This is a genomic window from Methanosphaera sp. BMS (assembly GCF_003268005.1).
Taxonomy (GTDB): Archaea; Methanobacteriota; Methanobacteria; order Methanobacteriales; family Methanobacteriaceae; genus Methanosphaera.
The window spans coordinates 2,507,918-2,529,658 of sequence record NZ_CP014213.1 but is presented as its reverse complement, the minus strand read 5'-3'; the positions used below and the strand labels follow the sequence as shown (position 1 = coordinate 2,529,658).

The window sequence follows — 21,741 nt, the reverse complement described above, 5'->3', positions numbered from 1 at the left end:
TAAACGGAGTAACAAATGATAAATACAACATGCAACTAAATGACTACCTCATATCATTTGATGGACAATTACAGACAACAAACCACGCAAATCCACAGAAAAAAGATGGAATACTCATCTACACAGAAAACCAGACAACAATCATAGAATACCATGACAAAACACGAGAAAACATCAACCAATTCACGGTAGAATACACGACAAGATACAACCACAACACCAATCAGATATTACTGGTCGACTGCATAGACTTCAACAAAAACAACAACTACACTGCAATGATAGAGACTAACACACTACCATTAGAAAGCATAACCGATACCTTTAGTGACCTGGCAGTAAGATATCAGCTGGCAAGACAATACCAGTACACAGAAGACATAACAACAAGTACCTACAATCAAATAACCACTAACAATATACCAACAATCAAATATACCCGAAACAACAAAGATATATTTACAGTTGACGGTGAACCGGTATTCGATAACTTCATATACAATCCCAACATAATAAAGACAAGCGTCACAATCAACGACAAAAACACCAACCGATCATTTGCACTCTCACACAAAGACTACGAAGACATACTAAGCATACAACAAACACACAACCAAACACTAGAACAACTACAAAACATGACATATCAGTATACCGGTGCAATAGAAACATACACCATAACCAATAAAGTCACCACAACAGGTGACATTGAAGAAGCACTAAACACGAATTACTCAATACCGATTCAAAACACATACTTAGCATCATTATTCGTCGCATATTTCTTCGATTCAATAGCAAATGAATACCAAGACTACTACAATGTCACATATAACCGTACAAGCACAATTACCACAACTTGCTATGTAAATGCATCCAAAATAATTATCCACTCATTCAACCCAGATATGGGAATGCAAATTCAAGGAGAAACAATAAACAAATGGATATACAAATTTACAACAACTTCAATGCTAAATGTTATAGAAGCAGATGTAATAAATATACTAAGAAACAAAACAGGACCAGACAAAACCAAATCAACTCTAGAAATCATATTCACTAACTTTGCTGAAAATAAAGATAATCTGATAACAGGACACATAGGAAATAATTATTTTATTATAGATTCATTAAATAATGTTTTCATATCCGTTGATATGTCAACTGGTCTTGTTAGTGATGGTTCATTAATAGATGATGATCTGTTCCATGCCAGTAATAGAGAATGTGAAGCATGCTTATTCCTAAAAGAAATAAATGAAAACAATGCCAATTGGACTAATAATGTTTATGGAACATCACTAAGTGGTGGTTTATTATTAGATGAATTACATACACCTGGAATAACAAGATATAGATACATGTGTTTATATCAAATGACTGATATGTTTTTAAATAGAATTGACAAATATAATCTTCGACAATTTATAGGTCCCGGAGTTATAGTATCAATTTTAGTTAAACAAGGTTATAATGTGGAGTATTTAGCTCAAATTATAAATTATATTGATGAACCATGTGAAATAATAATAAGTAGTGGAATGACATTTGCTGAATCAACAGTTGTAACATTTATAGAAGCTTGTATTATAGGACGAATATGTCATTGGCATACCTTGGAAGATCAGGACAAGTATAGTCCAGAGAATATGAAAGTTGATGAAATTGAAAAATATGATTATTGGGATGGTTATGCATCCATTTCAATGAATTATTACGATTATTCCTCAGTTGAATTAGTTAAACATGATTTTAGGATGGAAAATGAAAGAATCATGAGAATTAAATTGACTACTTGGGGTAAATTAGATAAATCAGATATTGTTATCGTGGACAATACAGGTATGCATAATCCAACTCCCGATGAAGTAGAGTATATTAAAGATTATGATAATGTATGGGATTTTTTATGGGGATTGCCTATAAGAAATCCGGCTTAATTTATTTTTTTTAAATAATATTGTTTGATGAGTTGAATAAATATTTAATAAAGTTTTCTATTTGGTGTTATTATGAATTTAAAATTAAAAATCAAAAATGAAACTCTTAATTTGAAATTTAATGATTTATTACTAGTCTTGTTGGCTTGTATTCCCCTAGATATTTGTGCTTCATTTTTTGGATATACTGGGTTTAATCAACATTTACCCCCTTGTATTTTTAATCTGTTACTGTTTTATAGTTATTATGTATTAAACAGGATATATGGTAAGAAAATTGTTAGTTTTCTAAATAGATTTTTTGGAGGTGATACTAACTATCATGATTATCTAATTATGGAATTATTTAATGAAAAATTAATCTTCTTAATTTTCTTTTCATTTATGTTAACTGATATAATTATGACAGTAGTAAATGAATATTTTGTTTTTAGTAATTATTAGGATAATTTTAGTTATTATCCCATTTATATTCATTGGAAAATACAGAGAGGGTTTGTTATTTACTTGCATAATGGTGTGTATGATATATATTTCCGTTTTATTGGAGGGCATTTCATTGATAATTGTATTGGCAATAAAATTCTATTTGTCTTCATTTGCTACATTCCAAATATTTTACGGATTAATAATTAAATACAATAGTGAATTTTCAAAAATTATACCAATCATATCTTACTATGACTAGAAAATCTTAGAATAATAAGTATCATCAAAAATAATACTTTAATCCACAATGATGGATAATAATCATGATTAAATTAAAAATTAATGAGGGTGTTTTGAGGAAAATTATATTGATTTAAATTACGTATTATAATGTTTTAATGGATTAAAACTTGAAATGATATGATTATTCAAGACTTCAAAATACTCTCGAATATCTATTAAAATTTCAGATACAATTAAATCAGAAGATAATAAAGAAGCACAAAGACAATTAACATATTTAAAAACAAGACAAACATTCTACCGTAAATATATCTACGATGACCAAAAAATAGATAACAACTTTGAAAAACTGCCAGTGTCATATGAAAAAGAAATGGCAAACTCAACACCACCGTAGAATTATACTACAAAACAACCATAACCTGATTCTTAAAAATAAGATACGAAACCCCTAAACGACTAAAAGTAATATTAAAAAAACACAAAAAAGCTAGGATACAAAGAGAAATAGTGAAGAAAAACATGGTATGGACTAATTTTTCAACAATCCACCAAACATTAGATTGAAGTAAAAAAAACAATTAAACCCCTAACAATAACTATTAGATTCCGATTATTTATTTTAGAGATTAAATTGACTGGATAACTAATTTTGGAAATATTCTCCACATACCGTTCAATTTGATCTTCGCCACGTATTTCCGCATTTTGTACAGCGATAGAATCTGGTTTCTGCCTCATCACTTCTGTGCATCTGCACCATCCACCACTCCAGTTGGCGGTTGCCGCAGCGATAGCATAATCCCCTCGTCGTCGGCATGGCATTTACCTTATCTCCAGATATTATGACTTTCCGCTTATCGGATACATCATGAGATAATATGTAATCCTTGCTATCCTCATCATTGAGTTTTTTTGTATAACCGCATAGCGAACATTTTAATATTCTATTGTGTGGAATTAATACCTTTCCACATTTGGGACAGAACTCCATTTGAAACCTCTAAACAATCAATATAATAAAATCTAAGAAAATCTTTGTCATTATTAAAATATATAATTTAGGAAAATCAAATTAATGATTAGATAATTTAGCTAAACATATCAAAAAGGGATAAATAACATAAATAAAAGGGGATATTTATGAGAAGGAACTTGATGAAAAATATGGTAATGCTTATACTTATCATAACGACAATCATATCAGTCAACGCCGTTTCCAGTGAAGGTGATACTCATAATTTACTAAACGCCAGTGATAATTACACGCAGGCGTTGGAAAATGCAAAAATTGAAAACAAAAGTATCGTACTACTTTTTGACCAGAAATCATGTTCATGGTGTGAAGCCTTCAAAAGAAACACTCTGGACAATGAAGAAGTTGTTGAAAAGCTCAATTCCAACTACATAACCGTCATAGTAAACATCAACAGAAATCCGGAAGTCGCTTCAAAGTATTCGGTATACGGTACGCCAACGGTCATATTTTTAGACACCAACGGCAATGAAGTTGAAAGACATGAAGGCTATCTTCCGCCGGATGAATTTCTGGAGAAACTAAAGGGGATATGAATGGAGATTCTTCCCATCTTTTCATTTTTAACTGGGGCAATATCTGTAATATCCCCGTGCATACTGCCTGTTTTACCAGTATTTGTTGCAGTCTGTCTTAACTGTGGAAGAAAAATGGAATCCGTATCATTTATATGTGGATTTATTAGCGTATTTGTCATTGCAATATTTTTTACGGCTTTTTTCACGGCCATAACCTATGCTTATATCAGTTATCTTAGAATCGTTTCTTCAGTAATACTCCTGTTTGTTGGAATACTTATATTAAAAGACTCTTCGATCACTCTAACTTCATTGAAGCCGAAAAAGTATAAAAACAGTACTGTAAATGCGTTTCTGTTGGGGCTGGTGACCTCCGTTTCATGGACTCCCTGTTACGGTGCATATCTGATCTCATTAATCTCATTACTTGCAGCAACGGCCAATTCATCATATGCCGTGTTCAATATAGTATTGTATTCCCTGGGATTTATGTTATCCATGACAATCATTGGCGTTCTTTTATCCAAAATCAATCTTGAAGGATTCATTTCAAAAACTAAAATCATTCCACGAATATTTGCAGTTGCAATAATCATAACTTCAATATATCTGATTACAAGTTCCATCTATGGCTTAGTGTAAAATTGTACTCCTCTCAATCCCATTTTTTACCATTTGATGGACTCCTAACAAAAAAAAGATAACCCCCCCCCCCCCCCAATCAATAACTTAATATATAATGAATACAATAAATAATATAGTATAAAGATTATACGATAATATAATCTAATTTTATATAATTTATTATTGAGATTAAAGTTTAATTTTTAATCGGTAAAATAATATCAAGGCCAATACGTTGGCTTTTTATATTTTAGGAGAAATTTAAAAGAGTTTTACTGTTTTCCAGTACTCTACTCCTTCAATATACACAAATAAACTAAATTGAATGTGGCCAGAAGGCTGAACAATGAGGTAGATTAAATGTACAAGTATATGAAAGAAGCATGGAAAAACCCAAGTGAATCATACGTTAAAGAACTTATGATGGAAAGATTACCTAAATGGAGAAGACAACCTGTTATTGTAAGAATTGATAAACCTACAAGAATAGACAGAGCACGCCGTTTAGGATACAAAGCTAAGACAGGATACGTACTCGCAAGAATCAGAGTAAGAAGAGGATCAAGAAGAAAACCTAGATTTAAAAACGGTAGAGATCCAAAAAGAATGGGTGTAAACAAAATCTCAGGTAAAAAATCCATTCAAAGAATGGCTGAAGAACGTGTAGCACGTAAATATCCTAACTTAGAAGTATTAAACTCTTACTGGGTTTGGGAAGATGGTAAAGCTAAATATTATGAAGTAATTCTTGTTGACCCACAAAGACCTGAAATCCGCAATGATAACAACATCAATTGGATATGTGAGAAACAACACACCAGAAGAGCATTCAGAGGCTTAACTAGTGCTGGTAAAAAAGGTAGAGGATTACGTAAAAAAGGTAAAGGTGCCGAAAAGGTTAGATAGATGATCCATAACATTTCGTACAGGACATTTGTTTATTCAACCGAAGAGGAAGAGAATGTAGTTAAGTCCCTTAATTACATCTTTTCTGAACCTTCACCTGTTAAAACCATTACCGAAGATCACTTTGGTAACAAAATATTTATTTTATCCGAAAAGATTTCTAAGAAAAGATTTACTAAGGATATCGTCAAATTTCTCAATGACAATTTATCAACTGAGGATAAGAAGATAATAAGTGATGAACTTAGTCGTCGTATGGACGATAAGGGTAATCTGTTCCTGCGTTTTGATAAACAAGAGGCTTATGATGAAAATCTCAAACTGACTTATGATGGTGATGCTATTCATATGAGAATAAAGATAGCAAGTTATCCTGTAAGCAAAAAGAATGCTACGATTGTAGCTAAGAAAATCTTTAACTTCTTGGAATAATATTAATAAAAATATTTTTCTTTTTATTTTTAAATACGCTTTAATTAAACACTAGGTTCTAACAATATGACTAATTTTTACGACTTTAATATTAAATTAAATGAAGAAGTTATTGAAACTTTGGAAAAATTTGGATTTAAGGCTGCATGCATCTTCCATGATTCAACAGCATTAGATGATAACAAAGATGAAATATTAAAAAAATTCAATACAATTAATGAATCAACAAAATTAGACTTATACCATGGAGTTTACATAAATCACACCAACCCCCAACTGCTAACAAAAACCGTACTGAAATACCATAGAAGAAGTGATATCATAATGGTTAACGGTGGAAAGGACAACATCAACAGAACCGCATGCCAAATGCCACAAATCGATATTATCAATGAACCATACATATCCAATAACAATAGCGGCATTAACCACATACTCTCCAAAATGCTTATAGAGAACAATATCAGCATCAATATTAACTATAATAGCATTTTAAGAAGTAGAGGATATTACAAAGCTCGCATATTAAGTCAGATAAATCAGTTATTCCATCTACAGGAAAAATACCAATTCAGAACAATAATAAGCAGTGGAAGTAAAAGTTTTTATGATGTGAAAAGTCCGGAAGCTATGCTAATGCTGGGAAACTTATTTGACACAGACCCTAATGTCATAAGAAAGTCCATAACAACCAATGTCGAGGACATAATCAGAAACATCCAAACAAAAAAAGACAGCATTGTGGATGGCGTGAAAATTATAAGATGAGGATTTGATTTGATGAAATTAAAGATATTGCCCCCTACATTAAGACAGAAAAAAAGGTACATTGCACTTAAGTTGTACGCGGAAAATGAAGTCTCAAAAGAGGAATGCATACAGATATTATGGAACAGTGCAATTAACACCTTCGGTGAAATAGAATCCAGCATGATTAACCTATGGCTTATCGATTTTCAAGAAGTGGATAATCCCAACAGATATGAATACAACATTATAGTCAGATGCAACAGGGGATATGAGAAAAAGGCCGTGATGGGCTTTTATACCATTTCAAACTTTAGAAAAAATCAAATGACCGTACACTCACTCTCCACATCAGGTACTATTCAAAGTCTTAGAGATAAATTCTAATTCAAAAGAAGAATATCTTAACGGGACATTAAACAGTTCCAACACTTTTTTTAAGTATGTTATTTATCATAATCCAAAAGTGTATAAATACAAGAATTTTAAACTCCAAAAATACATAAATACTCATTTTAAGCTATTGAAATGTACTTCCATCACCACTAGAAAAGTCAGGAATATATGAAACAAGACCTTGAAAATATGACATATAATTAAAAGGTTAAAAATACATATATTATATTATTATTAAACAAGGATTTATTTAATAATAGAATTATATATTCTTAATTATAAAAATTATTTTAAATGATTATTATGGCAATACATCCAATAGAATTCAGATACGGTACTCCAGAGATGAAGGCCGTATGGGAACAAGAATCAAAACTACAAAATATGTTGAAAGTTGAAGCAGCACTGGCTAAGGCAGAAGGAGAAATAGGATTAATCCCTAAGGAAGCTGCAGATGAAATAAACAAGAAAGCTACAACAGAATATGTTAAGCAAGAAAGAGTAGATGAAATAGAACGTGCAACAAACCATGATATTGGAGCATTGATGAAGGCACTAGAGGAAGTATGTGATAACAATGCCGGTGAATACGTTCACTACGGTTCAACAAGTAATGACATAATCGATTCGTCACAGTCACTGCAACTTAAGGCATCAATAGAGATTATCCGCGAAAAGATTGTGAGGCTCATAGAGATACTCATTGACCTATCAGAAGAACATAAGAGCACAGTCACAATAGGACGTACACATGGTCAACACGCTCTTCCAACAACATATGCAATGAAATTCGCAATATACATAGATGAACTGTTAAGACAGCTCGAAAGACTTGACTTGACCGAAAAGCATGTCTGTGTCGGTATGATGACCGGTGCTGTCGGAACAACCGCGGCATTAGGAGAGGTAGGATATGACATACACATGAGAGTATCCGAAATACTGGGATTAACCCCTGCAAACATATCAAATCAGGTAGTTCAACGTGATAATCATGCAGAATACGTTATGACACTTGCAAATATCTGCAGCAGTCTTGAAAAGATGGCATTAGAAGTACGTAATCTTCAAAGAACCGAACTCATGGAAGTTGGTGAAAAGTTCGACCCTGAAAAACAGATGGGAAGCAGTACCATGCCACATAAAAGAAACCCTATTACTGGTGAAAGAATATGCGGCGTCTCAAGAGTTGTAAAGTCATACGTTAATGCGGCACTGCAGAACAATCCGTTATGGCATGAACGTGACCTTACAAATTCATCCTGTGAAAGAATCATCCTACCCGAATCAGCAATACTGACTGATTATATATTGAACTTATCAATCAAGTTATTCTCAAAACTTGACTTCTACGAGGACAATATCGAACGCAACCTCAATGCAAGTAACGGACTTATAATGGCAGAACGATTCATGTCAAAGCTCACACAGTGCGGCATGGGAAGACAAAGTGCCTACAGCTTAGTAAGAGGATGTGCAATGGAAGCATACGCACGAAACACAGGCCTTAAGGAAATCATACTTGAAAAAGATGAAATACTCGAGTACATGAGCATTGAAGAAATTGATGCAACATTAGATCCTCACACCTACCTTGGTAGTAGTGATAAATTTGTTGATAATGTAATTGCCAATGCTAAGGAAGTTATTAACAGGTAAACTTCCACACCTCCCTTTTTTTAACCATAATAACGATTTATTATCATTTAAGTAGCAATATCCAGAAAGTTAAAGAAATGTTAGAAAAAAAGTAAAAAAAAACTGTATGCTAATTAACTTTGCATAATATACAGTCAGTAAATGAAAAAACACCGGTTCTGCAAACAGCATTATACATAGCCTCATCACCGATAACGAAAATTAATTCCACCCTCAATCCCCGATTATGTGCTTCCAATACAACAATATCATCAGGAAAATGACCTCCATTACTGAAAAACTCACTTCTTAACTCATCATATAAATCCAAATTTAGCTAAGCAATTAATCCCACTTTTTGTAAATATTCTTTCGAAGACCAATATCAATTAGTTCAACAAAATTAGTGTTATCTGAGATGTGATAAATAATTCGATAATCACCAATTCTAGTTTTTTTACATTTTGGACATTTTCGACTTTTAAAAGATCTTTCTGCACATAAATATGGATTTTCAGATAATTCTAATATTTTTTTCTCTACTCGTTCAATTAATTTAACATCATCAGAATTTTTATCCAAAAATTTTTCCACATTTTTATCTTTAAAAACTCTATAATTCATGTTATCAATCATATTTTTTTCTTAGAGCCTCAAGATCAACTTCAACAGTTCCATCATAATTTCCATTTTCAAACTGCCTAATTCTTTCATTATAATAAGCAGCTTCTTCATCTGTGAAATCATCTAAATATTGCTCTTCATATGCAGATATTAGTCTTCCAATAATATCATTATACGTTTCAGATTTTAAACCTAAATGTGAAAGTTTGGTATGAATCTCTTCAGATACTCTTATAGTTTTCATAGCCATCAAAACCCCTCTGTTATAATTAAGTTTATTAATTATGTATTGTTATAATCATTATAATATTTATATTTAATCAAAATTTAAAAATTACAGTTATAAATTATAACTTGGAATACAAATAATCCTGTCTTTTATCAAAAGTATTCATGAGTTCTACAGACATTCGTTTGATTGAATTTAAGTTAATTATGTTATCGATTATTCCAAAAATGCTTAATAATTATTATTTTTTTATCAAAAACATCTATTAATAAAGTCCTTTTCAAATGAAGTCTTATTTTCAAATGAATAATAATCATAAACAATATGTCTTACACTGATTAGAATTCTCCCAATAATATCAAAAAAATGATTATAAGTATTCTACCAAAATACTATGCAAATAAGCATATACCTATTTTAAAAGATTTAATATTCAAGAAGGACATCTTCGAAAAGATGAAAACAATATATGTTAACTTCAAGAATACCCCTATTATATGAGATACATTACTTTCAATCATATCACCATATTTCAAGATTGTCATAAAGCAAAAAATATAAAAATAACAAAAGGTAATAATAAGTATGTGCAAATATATAATATGTAAAAGTAAAAAATATAAACAAAAAAAATTGAATTAAAAAAACAACATTCTAATTAATTAAATTAAAAAATAGAGAGGTAGATAAAATGCAACAATTCCAAAGTGCAGGTTACGATAGGGCATTAACATTATTCAGCCCTGATGGACGTTTATTCCAGATAGAATATGCAAGGGAAGCAGTTAAAAGAGGTACAACAGCAATAGGTATCAAGTCAAAAGATGGAGTAATATTTGCAGTTGATAAGAAAATCAAAAGCAAACTCATAGAACCAACATCCGTCGAAAAGATTTTTAAAATCGATGAACACATTGCAACCGCATCCAGTGGATTGGTAGCCGATGCCAGACGTCTTGTTGATATAGCTAGAAATCAGGCACAGGTTAACCGGTTAAGATACCATGAACCGATTACTGTTACAGGACTTGCCAAATACCTTGGAGACTTGGAACAGATGTACACCCAGAGCGGTGGAGTAAGACCGTTTGGTATTTCATTAATCATCGGAGGAGTATCCGACGGTGAATGTAAAATATATGAGACAGATCCTAGTGGAGCTATAGTTGAATACAAGGCAACAGCAATAGGTCTTGGAAGAGACAAAGCACTAGAACTATTTGAAGAAAAATATGAGGATGACATTACTATAGAAGATGCTATAGATTTAGCCATTGATGGAATATATGAAGCAAACAGTGGCAAGGTTACTGAAGACAGCATTGAAATATCAATCATTGACAAGGAAACTGCCAAATATGAAAAACTTCCAAAAGATGAAATAGAAGGATATGTCAAAAAACTTCTAGATAGAAAAGAGGAAGAAAGACTTGAAGCTGAAAGAAAAGCTGAAGAGGAACGTGAAGAAAAAGAAGCTAGAAAAGCCCAATTAAAAGCTGAACGTGAAGAAAAAGAATCTGAAGAAGAAACATCAACTGAAGAAAACAAGACTGACGATAACACTGATGAAACTTCCGAAGAATAAATGTAACTGCTATTATTTACCCCCTAACCACCCCAAATACCCTTTTAATAATTTTTTTTTATTTGACATTATTTTTATTAATTATGTTTTAGATATTTATATATGAGTAAGATTTGAAAAAAAATAAATGTTTAAAATTATAATAACAGGTGATAATATGGTTAATGTTGATGATGCTGTTATAGCAAGATTAGAGTCATATGGCGAAAGATTTGAAATATTAGTAGATGCGGAGCTAGCAGCAGATTATAAAAGAGGTCAAGATATAGCAATTGAAGATGTACTTGCAGTGGAAGAAGTATTTAAAGATGCACATAAAGCAGATAAGGCATCCGAAGAAGCTATGGAAAAAGCCTTTGAAACAACCGATGCACTTGAAGTAGCAGATAAGATTATTAAAAAGGGTAATATTCAGATTACCGCTAATCAAAAAAGAAAAATGCAGGAAGAAAAGACAAAACAGGTGATTGCACAAATTGCACGTGAAGCAATAAATCCACAGACAAAACTTCCTCATCCACCACAGAGAATTCAAAAGGCTATGGAAGAAGCCAAGGTTCATATTGATCCGATGAAATCAGTTGAAGAACAGATTGAACCTACTGTAAAAGCTATTCTGACAAAGATTCCTATCAGAATTGAAAAAGTTAAAATCGCAGCAAAAATTCCTGGTACATATGCCGGTAAAGCATATTCAACCATAACCCAATATGGAAAACTTGAAAAAGAAGAATGGATGAACGACGGTAGCTGGATAGGAGTTATTGAAATTCCGGGCGGACTTCAAGATGAATTCTACACTGCCCTAAGTGGTCTTACACATGGAGAAGTTGAAACAAAACTAATCGACTAAGTGAGCAAATGTATTTTGTAGAAAACAAGGAAGTAGTATTTCCCGGTTCATTATTAACGGACAATAATTTGAAAACCGGAAATGGTACTTTTAAGGATAACGGTAAAATATTTTCTAACATAATGGGATTTGTATACTTTGAAAGTGATAAAGTATATGTAATTCCATTTAAAGATTCGTACAATCCAAAATATGGGGATTTGGTAATTGGTAGAGTTACAAATTCATCCTATTCCTCATGGGCCATTGACTTAAATACTACATACCATGGTTATCTTCCCACATCAGAGTTATATGATGATAATCAACAAAGCATATACTCCATAATCAACGTGAAAGACATATTGCTTTTAAGAGTTGCAAATGTCGATGAAATCAATAGGATTAAGTTAACAATCAGATCCCATGGTTTGGGAAAATTTAACCAGGGCGTAATAAAAAAGGTCAAACAGCCAACAATACATTTTTTAAGCGAAGAGAATGTATTCATCATATCATTGATAGAAAAATATTTACATACTGATGTTATTGTTGCGAAAAATGGATTGATATGGATTAATTCAAAGAAGGAAAATATCAGCAAAGTAGTGGAGATTATTGAGTTTATTGATGAAAATCCATTTATGCATAATCTCGTCAAGAAAGTACAAAGCATAATTATAAATCCAAGAGGGAATTTGAGTGAACGATGAATTTATACGTGAAGATGGACGTACTTACAACACATTACGTAATATGAAGCTGGAGGTAGGTGTGTTAAACAATGCGGATGGTTCAGCCTATATTGAATGCGGCAATAACAAGATTATTGTGGGAGTTTATGGTCCAAGGGAGTTATTCTCCAAAAAACATTCAAAACCGGATGCAGCAGTCCTTCGTTGCAAATACAATATGGCACCATTTAGTGTTACAGAACGAAAAAGACCAGGCCCTGATAGAAGATCTACTGAAATATCCAAGTTAATATCAGAGGCCATCACACCATGCATATTCCTTGAAAAATATCCCCGTGCATCAATTGATGTATCCATCGAAGTATTAGAAGCTGAGGGTGGTACCCGATGCTTGGGAATAATTGGAGCCTCACTGGCATTAGCTGATGCTGAAATACCTATGAAGGACCTGATTAGTGCATGTGCCGTCGGGAAAGTGGATGATCATATAGTGTTGGATTTAAGTGAAAAAGAGGACAAGGAAGGTCAAGCGGATATGCCCATTGCAATACTTCCAAGAACAAGAGAAATTACCTTTTTACAAATGGATGGTCATTTAACGGGACCTGAATTTGATGAGGCGTTGCAACTTGCATTTGATGGCTGTGAATTCATATACCAATTGCAGCAGCAATGTTTATATAACAAGCATAAGGAGGGAGAATGATGGTAAATATAATCTCCGAGATTTGTGAAGAGAATATTGTAGACTTATTGAATCAGGAAAAACGAGTTGATGACAGATTATTTGATGAATATAGGGAAATAACCATCAATACAGATTATATTACCAAGGCAGAAGGATCTGCAATGGTTTCTATTGGAGCTACCACCGCAGTTGCCGGAGTAAAGGCAAGTATGACAACACCCTTTGCCAATTCTCCTGATGAAGGAATAATCATTACCAATACGGAGTTGCTTGCAATTGCCAGCCGTAATTTTGAGTATGGTCCACCGAACAAATTTGCTGTTGAAATATCAAGAGTTGTTGATAGGGCTATTAGAGAATCACCCGTGGTTGATTTGAAGGATTTGTCCATAATTGATGAATCCACCTGCTGGAAATTACATATTGACATTTACTTATTGGATTTTGACGGCAATATAATGGATGCTGCTTGTCTTGCAGCTGTATGTGCTCTTTTAACTACAAAGCTGCCAACGGTCAACACGGTTAACGGTGAGATTAACGTTGATTATGATAATTTAATAAAACTACCGATTAAGAATAAAAGTATTCTATGTAGTGTTGCAAAATTATATGACCAACTGCTGGTTGATCCGTCCGCAGTTGAAGAATCATTAATGGATGCAAGTATTTCCATTGCATTTAGGGAAGATGGAAGCATATGTGCTATTCAAAAATCCGGTTTTAATGCATTTAGTATTGAAGAGGTAAGAAATTCAATCAATATTGCATATAAAAAGAGCAGAGAATTATTTTCCATTATTGATAAAATAAAATGATTAACTATATATTAGATAAGATGCATATATAATTAATAGCTATATTATAAGGATAATAGATTTTAGGTATCTATTAGATTAATTCCGAAATAATATTATTTTTAAAACTAATTATTGAAAAGTACAGTATAGGTTCTGTAACTTTTTTAATTAAAGAACACATAGTTATTTAACGACATTTTATAGGTTTTTGTTAGTTAATTAACTGTTATTATCTTCAAAAGATATTTAGAGCATAACGAAAGATAATATGATTCAAATATAAAAATAAAGGAAGGTGAAAAAATGGCAAGAAAAAGTAAAGTAGGATCTACAGGTCGTTTTGGTGCTAGATATGGTAGAAAAGCTAAAAGAACTGTCCGTGATATAGAAGATAAAATGCATAAGAAGCATATTTGTCCTAGATGTGACAGACCTGGTGTAAAAAGAACCCATGCTGGTATCTGGAAATGTAAAAAATGTGGTAATGTATTTACTGGCGGAGCTTATATTCCTGTTACACCAATGGGTAAAGTCGCAAAACGTAACATTACACGTATTACTGGAGGAGAATAATTATGTACAAATGCATTAAATGTGGACAGACAGTAGATATTAAAAAATACTCTGAATCAAAATGTCCTAAATGCAGATATAGGATTTTATTTAAAGAAGTTCCTGTAGTTAAACGTACAGTTAAAGCCCGATAATTTACTATTTTTTAGGGGAAGTGAATTCTTCCTTAACTATTTTATTTTTAATTTTCTATTCATTGACAACATAAGAGTTTTTTAAAATGATATATACCATTAAATCAGATTTGATAATTACAACTAGTCGAAAGCCATCACAGATTACTAAGAGATTTGCCCAGTTTATTAAACATTATTTCAATGCAACATATATAAACAGGGGAAAGATGAGTTTTAGAAAGATAATCAATATGGCCAAACAGGATGAGAACTCATTGCTATTAATTTTAACTGAAACTAAAGGTAATCCCAGCAATATCGATATTTATGATGTTAAAAAGGATGATGAAAATCCAATAGCCAATTTATACTTTAATATATCAATTCCCGCACAAAATAACAGAATTAATGTTGATTCAAGTGAAATATTTGTTATCAACAAGAGCAACTCACTGGATGAGTTATTTGAAAGCGTGACAAAAATCAATACAACAGAACACATTGACCGGAATTGTATCATCATAAGGGATGATGAAGAAAACTTGGCCAACATAACATTCATTGATAAAAATCGTGAGGATTGTAAGTATAAAGTTTATCTGAAGGGATTTAATTTAAACGGCGATTGATATGACTGGAATACTCAAAAAGATTGAAACGGAATTTATTGTGGAATTTGACAGTGCCGAAGATGCTTCAATAGTCTATAATTCGATTTTACCGGAAATTGAAGCAGAGACTAATGAAAGGTCAAGGACCAATTTAACATTAGATTCAAAAAAATTAGTAATTAATATCATTTCCAAGGATATCGTATCATTGCGTGCATCAATAAACTCATATGTACGATGGATAAATTTATCCGAAAAAATATTAAAAATATAAAAGTTAAGAAAAAGATAATATATAATGTTAATCTTATGATTAAGAAGTTAGAAAAAAATAATTATTTTAATTTATAGAAATCATTGAAAAATATTAGTTAGGTGATATAATGGAAAATCAACAAAATTTACAAGAACAATTAAACCAATTCCAACAAGTTCAACAACAGGCTCAAGCTATTGCTATGCAAAAACAAACTGTTGAAATTCAAATGAATGAATCAAAAAAAGCTTTAGATGAACTATCTAAAACAGATGATGACCAAGATGTTTATAAAACAGCGGGTCCGCTCCTTATTAAAACAACCAAAGCTGAAAGTGAAGCAGACCTTAAAGATTCAATCGAAATGCTTGAATTAAGGAAAAAAACAATTGAAAAACAGGAAAAACGTATAACAGGCAAACTTGAAGAACTACAAGCAAACCTACAAAATGCTATGCAGCAGATGCAATAAGTAGTATCCACTACTTAAACCTCTTTAACCGCCCTTAAAAATTATTCAGTTACTTTTTTTTATAAATCATATAAGGAGAATTATTATGAAAGCTTTAACCGAAGAAGAAATTGATCAAATTATAGACTTAGCGTATAATACTGCAGAAGAGACCATTCTGAAAAATATGAATAAAAAGGATTTTGAGGACATCAACATTCAAATAAACTTAGACAGTTTGGAAAATGGCTTTGACATAGATATAGATATTAGTTTGGACAGTGACATGCCATTGGATGATGACTTATCCGAAAAAGCCGTGGAAAATAGTCTCAAAGCAATTGATGAATATATTGAAAAAAGAAATGCATCTACAGATGATTAACATGATTATACCTGTAGTTGATATTAAAGACAATGAATGTGTTAGTGGAAAAAGTGGCAATAGGGACAGCTATAAAAAATTAGATAGTGTCTTCGGAGACAACCCACTGGAGATTGCAAATAATTTAAAAAAAGCTGGCTATTCATTGTTGTATGTTGCTGATTTGGATAGATTGGAACATGTCGGTGATAACTCAGAGTTAATCTCCAAAATCAATGAGGTAATACCGGTAATGCTTGACAATGCTATCGAAAATATGGATGATGTTAAAGAAAATGACAATATCACCACATACAACATATTGGCTACTGAATCAATGAGTAACCTAAGTGACATCCACGAGATTATCAAAGAATATCCCAATGATAAGCTTGTTGTAAGCATTGACATTAAAGAGGACAAACTCCTCACAGACAACGAGGAGATTACACTTGATGATATCATAGATTTGATAAACTCTTCAAACATCAGCCAGATCATAATCTTAAACATCACCCATGTCGGTACAAAGGTCTCAAACAAATCCCCAATAGAAGAGCATATCATTAAAAATGTCCATGATGCCGAATTCATCATTGCAGGTGGAATTACAGCTGAATCCATTGATGCATATCAAAAAGAAAACATCAACAATTTCTTGGTTGGAACAGTACTCCATGAGGGTAAATTGAAAAAATGGTAAAAAATATGAAAAAAAAGATACTTAATATAGGTAGTGTTACAAAGGACACCATAATAAGAAATAACAATGAATATACTCAAATTGGTGGTGCAGTATATTATCAGTCATCAACATTAAACACACTTAAAATAGACAATACTTCGATTATATTGATAGGTGAAGATGGGCTTGAAATGATTAGTGACTTTGACCTAGACAACGACATCCACAAAATCATTACAAAAGACTGTATGAAATATACAAACATCTACCTCGAAGACAATACCCGCATACAAAAGGCCTATTTTCCAAAATACCACATTAAAATAGAGGATATTGAAAAATTGAATATCAAAGCAGACGAGTACTCACAAGCAATTCTTTCACCACTTAGTCCCTATGAAATAGATGCCCAATTAATAAGATACCTTAAAAAGGCAGACATTGAGACAACACTGGTAATACAGGGATACATACGACAATTGGACAAGGACAACAATGTCATTGCACGCAAATGGGACAACTACAGGGAATACCTTAAATACACAGACATAATATCATCAGACGAATATGAATTCAAAACCGCATTCAATGTTGAAATAAGCACAAAAAACATGAAAAAATTCATTGAAGACAACTCATTAAAAATTGTTATAATTACACAGGCATCCGATGGTTCAACAATATATACAAAGGATGAAAAAATAAAAATACCTGCAATAAAAGCTAAGAAAGAAGTAGACCCTACCGGTCTTGGAGATACGTACATCACAGCATTCATATCCAAAAAGGATGAAACAACACTATTTAATGCAGGAATATATGCAGCAATATGTTCAAAAAATAAACTTGAAAACAAGGGTGTGCTAAAAACATCAAAAAATAAAATAGAAAAAGAGTATCATGAACTCTTAAATAAGATTAGTCAAAATAACAAACGGAATAATAACGGCCAATAAAAATACTACAACACCAGGAATGGTAAATTCCTTTTTATCATCTAATACACCACTAATAATTAAATAAATACCAACAATTGCCAATATTGTGGGAATAATCTCGGAATAAAGAATAACTGATTGAACCATATATTAACCTCCCATTCATTTTTACATCATATTCTATTATTTTTATTTAAAAAAATCTTAAATGCTAATACTAAATCTATCTAATCAGATATATACAATTTATCAATTCATTTTAATTTCCAGCAAAAACCATGCATTATCAATCTGTCAATCCAATAAAATATCAGGCAACATAACCGCCGTTACAATATGTTCATCAAATCGATTAAGGAGGACAACTTCCTAACATGATAATTATGCTCATCCATAAATTTCTGTTGCTCTTCGGTAAATTCAGAGTTAATTATCATACTTGGGATACCCGCATTGTATGCACCCATTATATCTGTTTCAAAACTATTGCCAATCATCAAGGATGTACCTGCAGTTACGTCAAGCCGGTTCATGGCAATTTTATATATTTCAGGATTAGGCTTTTCAACACCGACCGATTCACTTGTTACAACATCATCAAAGAAAGGGTATAAACCCAGACGAACCAACTTTTCCCACTGCTTTAATTGCTTACCGTTGGTTATGAGACCGACCTTATAATCCTTACTTTTAAGATATAACAATATTGAAAAACACTCCGGTTCTAACTTTAACATAGCAAATTTAGTATTATGATAGGTAATAATACCATTTACAATAATTAATGGATCTTCAATTCCATTTACTTCCTTGGCTAAAATATTAAAGTGTTTATCATAATTAGAACCTTTTTCTTTAACAATATCCATCAAAAGAGAATAACCTTCCTCTTCAGAACATTGAAGTCCGTTATGAACCATAGCTTTAACGGCTGCTCTACGAGCAATAGCTGCAAAACCAGAAGTATCATATAATGTATCATCCATATCAAAAAATACTGCTCTTATCATATAATATATAATTTAAATTTTGAATTATTTATATTTATTTTAAGTGAAAAAAAATTATCTAAAAAAAAGAAAATAAGAAAAATTAGAATATCCTACTCTAATTTAAATGAACCGTCCAATATCTGTTTTTTAAGTTCCATCGATATTTCAATTGCACGTTTCTTATCTGATTGTCTGCATGTGACGGGAATTGTTCTGTCTTTTTCTTCGGCATGTATCTTTATACTTCCCATATTTATGCTGGGAACACCCCGCGGACATACTGTTGCACAATATCCACAGCCTACACATAAATCCATATCTATAGTTTTATCCTTTCTGTATGCGTTAACCGGACAGTATATCTCCGGAAGACATGGAATACAACTGAAACAATTGTCGGGATTTGTAAGTGGCCTGTAATCAACGTCATCCCAAACGGTATAGTCAACTGTATCTATAGGCAAATGTCTTCCACGAATATCACATACCGGAAGTTGAATATCCTTATTTAATACCTTTAAGTTTTCCAAAATCTCATCATTCAGTACCGGTATCGGTATTGCTACGGAGTTAAATATCTCAGGACCCATTGCAGTTTTAAATCCACCCATATAATAGGGATTCATATCACGTATGTTGGCTGTTAACAGCAGGTTAGGTTTTTCATCAGTACTTCTTGTCCCATTGTCTATTATTCTACCCTGTGCTCCATTTACAAGTACTTTTGCAGATTCCTTTATTACGAGTTGATTAGGATCATTTTCCAATGGATTTATATCACCACAACCTGAAAAGCTAAATGAATTATATGGTCCTTCCATATCTGAAGCATTGAATATTGACTTTACAGCTTTAGGTTTTGGATTGGTGAATGAATTGTAATTTTTAAATGCCATCCTTGTACCTATTAAACGAGCTGTAGGCATGTCATCCAATGTAACCGTGTTTCTGAATTCATTGCCCTCGATATCCACTACTTTAACTTCTACCTCTTTATGGTTAAGAAGGTCTTTTATTAAAAATCCGCCTCCATAGTCCTTTATTGTACTGCTATGATTTGTTCCATAGAGGAATACGTCGATTGTACCCAGCAATTCATTAGGACAAGGACCAGGATAAGCTTCTATACCATTAATGTAAACTTCCTTAGCCTTGTTAAATTCACCAGGTTCGCTTACGGGGATATGAAGCAAGGCGGTTGTACCACTCATTACCCCACTGGTACCGCAAGTAACCACATCCACATCATCTACTGTGAGTTTTTCACCATTTTTAAGTTTGGTTTTGAGTTCATCAGCCGTGAAAACAGCAGCTTCATTAGAATCTAATTTATCTTGAATATCCTTCAATGTTTTAGTCATGAAATCACCTATTATTCCAATAATCAACAATAATTCAAATATTTACTCTGTCAATAATCCATCATTATATAATTCTTTATTAAACATGATTTAAATACTTGTAAATGATTTAATCACCGTGCTTAGTTCAAGTAGATTATATTATTAAAAATCAGTTATTCATAAAGGATAATAATAGAGACAATTTTAATAAAAAAAAATCTTAAAAATGTGGAAAATATTTAAAACAATAGTTGTATCATTAGATAAAAAAAATAGTGGTTTATTAATGTCAATTCATGAATTTAATAAAAAAAAGGATTAAAAAAGTTATCCTTTTATTTTTAGTGATTTTATGATTAAATTAGCAGGGCTGTCTTCACTTGTAGCATCAAATCCATCATTTTCTGTGGCATTAGCATCTTCAGTAGCATTTCCCGCAGTATCATTTGTTTCGGTAGAGTTACCTTCCGTAGCATTAGCATCTCCAGTAGCATTAGCATCTCCAGTAGCATTAGCATCTCCAGTAGCATTAGCATCTCCAGTAGCATTAGCATCTCCAGTAGCATTAGCATCTTCAGCAGGTTCTTCTTCCTCTTCTTCACCAATTAATTCTTCATATACTAAATCAAAGTCTTTACCATCTTTGGTAAATTTTAAGAAATGTAATTTACCATTATCCGTATCGAATACTGTTTCTTTTACATCAGTATCTTCAATCTTATATGTTTTTTCATTAACAGGTGCACTTGCTTCTTTCAATTCATCTAATCTTGATTCATTAAATTTTTCAAGTATAACACTTTGTTTTCCATCCATCATTCCTATTTTTTGTACTCCCGGAGTTCCAACACTGAATCCATCAGGAATCGTGAATGTTACATCATTCCAGCTTTGATCTGCTGCAAAAGCTGTGGATACTGTTGAAAGTACTACAAATAGCATTAAAATGGACATAATACTTTTGTTAAATTTCAAGTTTTCACTTCCTTTTTTGATATAATATTATATATTGCATAGAAAGTATATAAATTTAAGTATACCTAAATT

Annotated in this window: 27 protein-coding genes; 21 read left to right on the top strand and 6 right to left on the bottom strand. The window is 32.0% G+C overall.

What is annotated here, in order from left to right:
• The first annotated feature begins 29 nt into the window (after positions 1–29).
• Positions 30–1,943, top strand: coding sequence for a hypothetical protein (locus tag AW729_RS09635; RefSeq protein ID WP_112124914.1), 1,914 nt, complete (start codon positions 30–32; stop codon positions 1,941–1,943).
• Positions 1,944–3,291: 1,348 nt separating this feature from the next.
• On the opposite strand, the gene AW729_RS09625 is transcribed toward AW729_RS09635, so the two are convergent.
• Positions 3,292–3,609 carry a transcription factor S gene (locus AW729_RS09625; protein ID WP_112124912.1) on the bottom strand — a complete coding sequence of 106 codons (318 nt, stop codon included), beginning with the start codon at positions 3,607–3,609 and terminating at the stop codon, positions 3,292–3,294.
• A gap of 149 nt (positions 3,610–3,758) precedes the next feature.
• Between AW729_RS09625 and AW729_RS09620 the strand changes: the two genes are divergently transcribed.
• From AW729_RS09620 to purB, 7 genes are all read left to right on the top strand, one after another.
• Entirely contained in the window at positions 3,759–4,187 is a 429-nt protein-coding gene (locus AW729_RS09620) for a thioredoxin family protein (RefSeq protein WP_112124911.1), read from the top strand.
• Positions 4,188–4,811, top strand: a complete 624-nt coding sequence (locus tag AW729_RS11790) for a cytochrome c biogenesis CcdA family protein (RefSeq protein ID WP_112124910.1) — start codon at positions 4,188–4,190, stop codon at positions 4,809–4,811.
• A 342-nt stretch (positions 4,812–5,153) separates the two neighbouring features.
• Positions 5,154–5,699 (top strand): 50S ribosomal protein L15e, encoded by a 546-nt coding sequence (locus tag AW729_RS09610; protein WP_112124909.1) that lies wholly within the window; start codon positions 5,154–5,156, stop codon positions 5,697–5,699.
• On the top strand, positions 5,700–6,131 hold the full coding sequence (locus AW729_RS09605; RefSeq protein ID WP_112124908.1) for an RNA-binding domain-containing protein: 432 nt from the start codon (positions 5,700–5,702) through the stop codon (positions 6,129–6,131).
• A 66-nt stretch (positions 6,132–6,197) separates the two neighbouring features.
• On the top strand, positions 6,198–6,899 hold the full coding sequence (locus AW729_RS09600) for an RNase P subunit p30 family protein (protein WP_112124907.1): 702 nt from the start codon (positions 6,198–6,200) through the stop codon (positions 6,897–6,899).
• Positions 6,900–6,911: 12 nt separating this feature from the next.
• Positions 6,912–7,265, top strand: coding sequence for an Rpp14/Pop5 family protein (locus AW729_RS09595; RefSeq protein ID WP_112124906.1), 354 nt, complete (start codon positions 6,912–6,914; stop codon positions 7,263–7,265).
• Positions 7,266–7,577: 312 nt separating this feature from the next.
• Positions 7,578–8,933 (top strand): adenylosuccinate lyase, encoded by a 1,356-nt coding sequence (gene purB, locus AW729_RS09590; protein ID WP_112124905.1) that lies wholly within the window; start codon positions 7,578–7,580, stop codon positions 8,931–8,933.
• A gap of 324 nt (positions 8,934–9,257) precedes the next feature.
• On the opposite strand, the gene AW729_RS09580 is transcribed toward purB, so the two are convergent.
• Positions 9,258–9,548: a type II toxin-antitoxin system RelE/ParE family toxin gene (locus AW729_RS09580; protein ID WP_112124903.1), complete on the bottom strand. Its 291-nt coding sequence runs from the start codon at positions 9,546–9,548 to the stop codon at positions 9,258–9,260.
• Positions 9,541–9,786, bottom strand: a complete 246-nt coding sequence (locus tag AW729_RS09575; RefSeq protein ID WP_112124902.1) for a hypothetical protein — start codon at positions 9,784–9,786, stop codon at positions 9,541–9,543. The genes AW729_RS09580 and AW729_RS09575 overlap by 8 nt, the downstream gene beginning before the upstream one ends.
• Positions 9,787–10,456: 670 nt before the next feature.
• On the opposite strand from AW729_RS09575, the gene psmA reads away from it, so the two are divergent.
• The 13 genes from psmA (at position 10,457) to AW729_RS09510 (ending at position 18,377) form a co-directional block, all read left to right on the top strand.
• Positions 10,457–11,350, top strand: coding sequence for an archaeal proteasome endopeptidase complex subunit alpha (psmA, locus tag AW729_RS09570; RefSeq protein ID WP_112124901.1), 894 nt, complete (start codon positions 10,457–10,459; stop codon positions 11,348–11,350).
• 157 nt (positions 11,351–11,507) lie between these two features.
• The gene (locus tag AW729_RS09565) at positions 11,508–12,203 is read left to right on the top strand and encodes a ribosome assembly factor SBDS (RefSeq protein ID WP_112124900.1); all 696 of its coding nucleotides are present in this window, start codon (positions 11,508–11,510) and stop codon (positions 12,201–12,203) included.
• 8 nt (positions 12,204–12,211) lie between these two features.
• On the top strand, positions 12,212–12,895 hold the full coding sequence (locus tag AW729_RS09560; RefSeq protein WP_112124899.1) for an exosome complex protein Rrp4: 684 nt from the start codon (positions 12,212–12,214) through the stop codon (positions 12,893–12,895).
• A complete protein-coding gene (rrp41, locus tag AW729_RS09555) occupies positions 12,885–13,583 on the top strand; it encodes an exosome complex exonuclease Rrp41 (RefSeq protein WP_112124898.1) in 699 nt (232 codons plus the stop codon). The genes AW729_RS09560 and rrp41 overlap by 11 nt, the downstream gene beginning before the upstream one ends.
• Positions 13,583–14,383: an exosome complex protein Rrp42 gene (gene rrp42 / locus AW729_RS09550; RefSeq protein ID WP_112124897.1), complete on the top strand. Its 801-nt coding sequence runs from the start codon at positions 13,583–13,585 to the stop codon at positions 14,381–14,383. Before rrp41 ends, rrp42 begins: the two co-directional genes overlap by 1 nt.
• Positions 14,384–14,668: 285 nt before the next feature.
• On the top strand, positions 14,669–14,938 hold the full coding sequence (gene rpl37A, locus AW729_RS09545) for a 50S ribosomal protein L37Ae (RefSeq protein ID WP_112124896.1): 270 nt from the start codon (positions 14,669–14,671) through the stop codon (positions 14,936–14,938).
• Between the two features lie 2 nt (positions 14,939–14,940).
• Complete coding sequence (locus tag AW729_RS09540) at positions 14,941–15,072, top strand: DNA-directed RNA polymerase subunit P (protein ID WP_112124895.1); 132 nt, start codon at positions 14,941–14,943, stop codon at positions 15,070–15,072.
• An 86-nt stretch (positions 15,073–15,158) separates the two neighbouring features.
• Complete coding sequence (locus AW729_RS09535; protein ID WP_112124894.1) at positions 15,159–15,683, top strand: hypothetical protein; 525 nt, start codon at positions 15,159–15,161, stop codon at positions 15,681–15,683.
• Position 15,684: 1 nt separating this feature from the next.
• Complete coding sequence (locus AW729_RS09530) at positions 15,685–15,939, top strand: KEOPS complex subunit Pcc1 (RefSeq protein WP_112124893.1); 255 nt, start codon at positions 15,685–15,687, stop codon at positions 15,937–15,939.
• Positions 15,940–16,048: 109 nt separating this feature from the next.
• Complete coding sequence (locus AW729_RS09525) at positions 16,049–16,393, top strand: prefoldin subunit beta (protein ID WP_112124892.1); 345 nt, start codon at positions 16,049–16,051, stop codon at positions 16,391–16,393.
• A gap of 85 nt (positions 16,394–16,478) precedes the next feature.
• A complete protein-coding gene (locus tag AW729_RS09520; RefSeq protein WP_112124891.1) occupies positions 16,479–16,757 on the top strand; it encodes a DUF3194 domain-containing protein in 279 nt (92 codons plus the stop codon).
• A complete protein-coding gene (locus tag AW729_RS09515; RefSeq protein WP_162685888.1) occupies positions 16,750–17,439 on the top strand; it encodes a HisA/HisF-related TIM barrel protein in 690 nt (229 codons plus the stop codon). Before AW729_RS09520 ends, AW729_RS09515 begins: the two co-directional genes overlap by 8 nt.
• Before the next feature lie 5 nt (positions 17,440–17,444).
• Positions 17,445–18,377, top strand: coding sequence for a PfkB family carbohydrate kinase (locus AW729_RS09510; RefSeq protein WP_162685887.1), 933 nt, complete (start codon positions 17,445–17,447; stop codon positions 18,375–18,377).
• A gap of 311 nt (positions 18,378–18,688) precedes the next feature.
• On the opposite strand, the gene AW729_RS09505 is transcribed toward AW729_RS09510, so the two are convergent.
• The 3 genes from AW729_RS09505 to AW729_RS09495 form a co-directional block, all read right to left on the bottom strand.
• Positions 18,689–19,369: a TIGR02253 family HAD-type hydrolase gene (locus AW729_RS09505; RefSeq protein ID WP_112124888.1), complete on the bottom strand. Its 681-nt coding sequence runs from the start codon at positions 19,367–19,369 to the stop codon at positions 18,689–18,691.
• 92 nt (positions 19,370–19,461) lie between these two features.
• Positions 19,462–20,712 (bottom strand): methanogenesis marker 16 metalloprotein, encoded by a 1,251-nt coding sequence (locus AW729_RS09500; RefSeq protein ID WP_236951222.1) that lies wholly within the window; start codon positions 20,710–20,712, stop codon positions 19,462–19,464.
• Between the two features lie 309 nt (positions 20,713–21,021).
• On the bottom strand, positions 21,022–21,669 hold the full coding sequence (locus AW729_RS09495) for a hypothetical protein (RefSeq protein WP_112124887.1): 648 nt from the start codon (positions 21,667–21,669) through the stop codon (positions 21,022–21,024).
• Positions 21,670–21,741: the final 72 nt, after the last annotated feature.

What these genes read in the sequence shown, in the direction of transcription:
- rpl37A (WP_112124896.1), top strand. Translation starts at nt 14,669, where the DNA reads ATGGCAAGAAAAAGTAAAGTAGGATCTACAGGTCGTTTTGGTGCTAGA.
- AW729_RS09535 (WP_112124894.1), top strand. Translation starts at nt 15,159, where the DNA reads ATGATATATACCATTAAATCAGATTTGATAATTACAACTAGTCGAAAG.
- AW729_RS09625 (WP_112124912.1), bottom strand. Translation starts at nt 3,609, where the DNA reads ATGGAGTTCTGTCCCAAATGTGGAAAGGTATTAATTCCACACAATAGA.
- AW729_RS11790 (WP_112124910.1), top strand. Translation starts at nt 4,188, where the DNA reads ATGGAGATTCTTCCCATCTTTTCATTTTTAACTGGGGCAATATCTGTA.
- AW729_RS09540 (WP_112124895.1), top strand. Translation starts at nt 14,941, where the DNA reads ATGTACAAATGCATTAAATGTGGACAGACAGTAGATATTAAAAAATAC.
- AW729_RS09525 (WP_112124892.1), top strand. Translation starts at nt 16,049, where the DNA reads ATGGAAAATCAACAAAATTTACAAGAACAATTAAACCAATTCCAACAA.
- rrp42 (WP_112124897.1), top strand. Translation starts at nt 13,583, where the DNA reads ATGGTAAATATAATCTCCGAGATTTGTGAAGAGAATATTGTAGACTTA.
- AW729_RS09610 (WP_112124909.1), top strand. Translation starts at nt 5,154, where the DNA reads ATGTACAAGTATATGAAAGAAGCATGGAAAAACCCAAGTGAATCATAC.
- AW729_RS09565 (WP_112124900.1), top strand. Translation starts at nt 11,508, where the DNA reads ATGGTTAATGTTGATGATGCTGTTATAGCAAGATTAGAGTCATATGGC.
- AW729_RS09515 (WP_162685888.1), top strand. Translation starts at nt 16,750, where the DNA reads ATGATTAACATGATTATACCTGTAGTTGATATTAAAGACAATGAATGT.
- AW729_RS09510 (WP_162685887.1), top strand. Translation starts at nt 17,445, where the DNA reads ATGAAAAAAAAGATACTTAATATAGGTAGTGTTACAAAGGACACCATA.
- AW729_RS09635 (WP_112124914.1), top strand. Translation starts at nt 30, where the DNA reads ATGCAACTAAATGACTACCTCATATCATTTGATGGACAATTACAGACA.
- AW729_RS09575 (WP_112124902.1), bottom strand. Translation starts at nt 9,786, where the DNA reads ATGGCTATGAAAACTATAAGAGTATCTGAAGAGATTCATACCAAACTT.
- AW729_RS09505 (WP_112124888.1), bottom strand. Translation starts at nt 19,369, where the DNA reads ATGATAAGAGCAGTATTTTTTGATATGGATGATACATTATATGATACT.
- AW729_RS09620 (WP_112124911.1), top strand. Translation starts at nt 3,759, where the DNA reads ATGAGAAGGAACTTGATGAAAAATATGGTAATGCTTATACTTATCATA.
- purB (WP_112124905.1), top strand. Translation starts at nt 7,578, where the DNA reads ATGGCAATACATCCAATAGAATTCAGATACGGTACTCCAGAGATGAAG.
- AW729_RS09500 (WP_236951222.1), bottom strand. Translation starts at nt 20,712, where the DNA reads ATGACTAAAACATTGAAGGATATTCAAGATAAATTAGATTCTAATGAA.
- AW729_RS09580 (WP_112124903.1), bottom strand. Translation starts at nt 9,548, where the DNA reads ATGATTGATAACATGAATTATAGAGTTTTTAAAGATAAAAATGTGGAA.
- AW729_RS09530 (WP_112124893.1), top strand. Translation starts at nt 15,685, where the DNA reads ATGACTGGAATACTCAAAAAGATTGAAACGGAATTTATTGTGGAATTT.
- AW729_RS09560 (WP_112124899.1), top strand. Translation starts at nt 12,212, where the DNA reads ATGTATTTTGTAGAAAACAAGGAAGTAGTATTTCCCGGTTCATTATTA.
- AW729_RS09605 (WP_112124908.1), top strand. Translation starts at nt 5,700, where the DNA reads ATGATCCATAACATTTCGTACAGGACATTTGTTTATTCAACCGAAGAG.
- psmA (WP_112124901.1), top strand. Translation starts at nt 10,457, where the DNA reads ATGCAACAATTCCAAAGTGCAGGTTACGATAGGGCATTAACATTATTC.
- AW729_RS09595 (WP_112124906.1), top strand. Translation starts at nt 6,912, where the DNA reads ATGAAATTAAAGATATTGCCCCCTACATTAAGACAGAAAAAAAGGTAC.
- AW729_RS09600 (WP_112124907.1), top strand. Translation starts at nt 6,198, where the DNA reads ATGACTAATTTTTACGACTTTAATATTAAATTAAATGAAGAAGTTATT.
- AW729_RS09520 (WP_112124891.1), top strand. Translation starts at nt 16,479, where the DNA reads ATGAAAGCTTTAACCGAAGAAGAAATTGATCAAATTATAGACTTAGCG.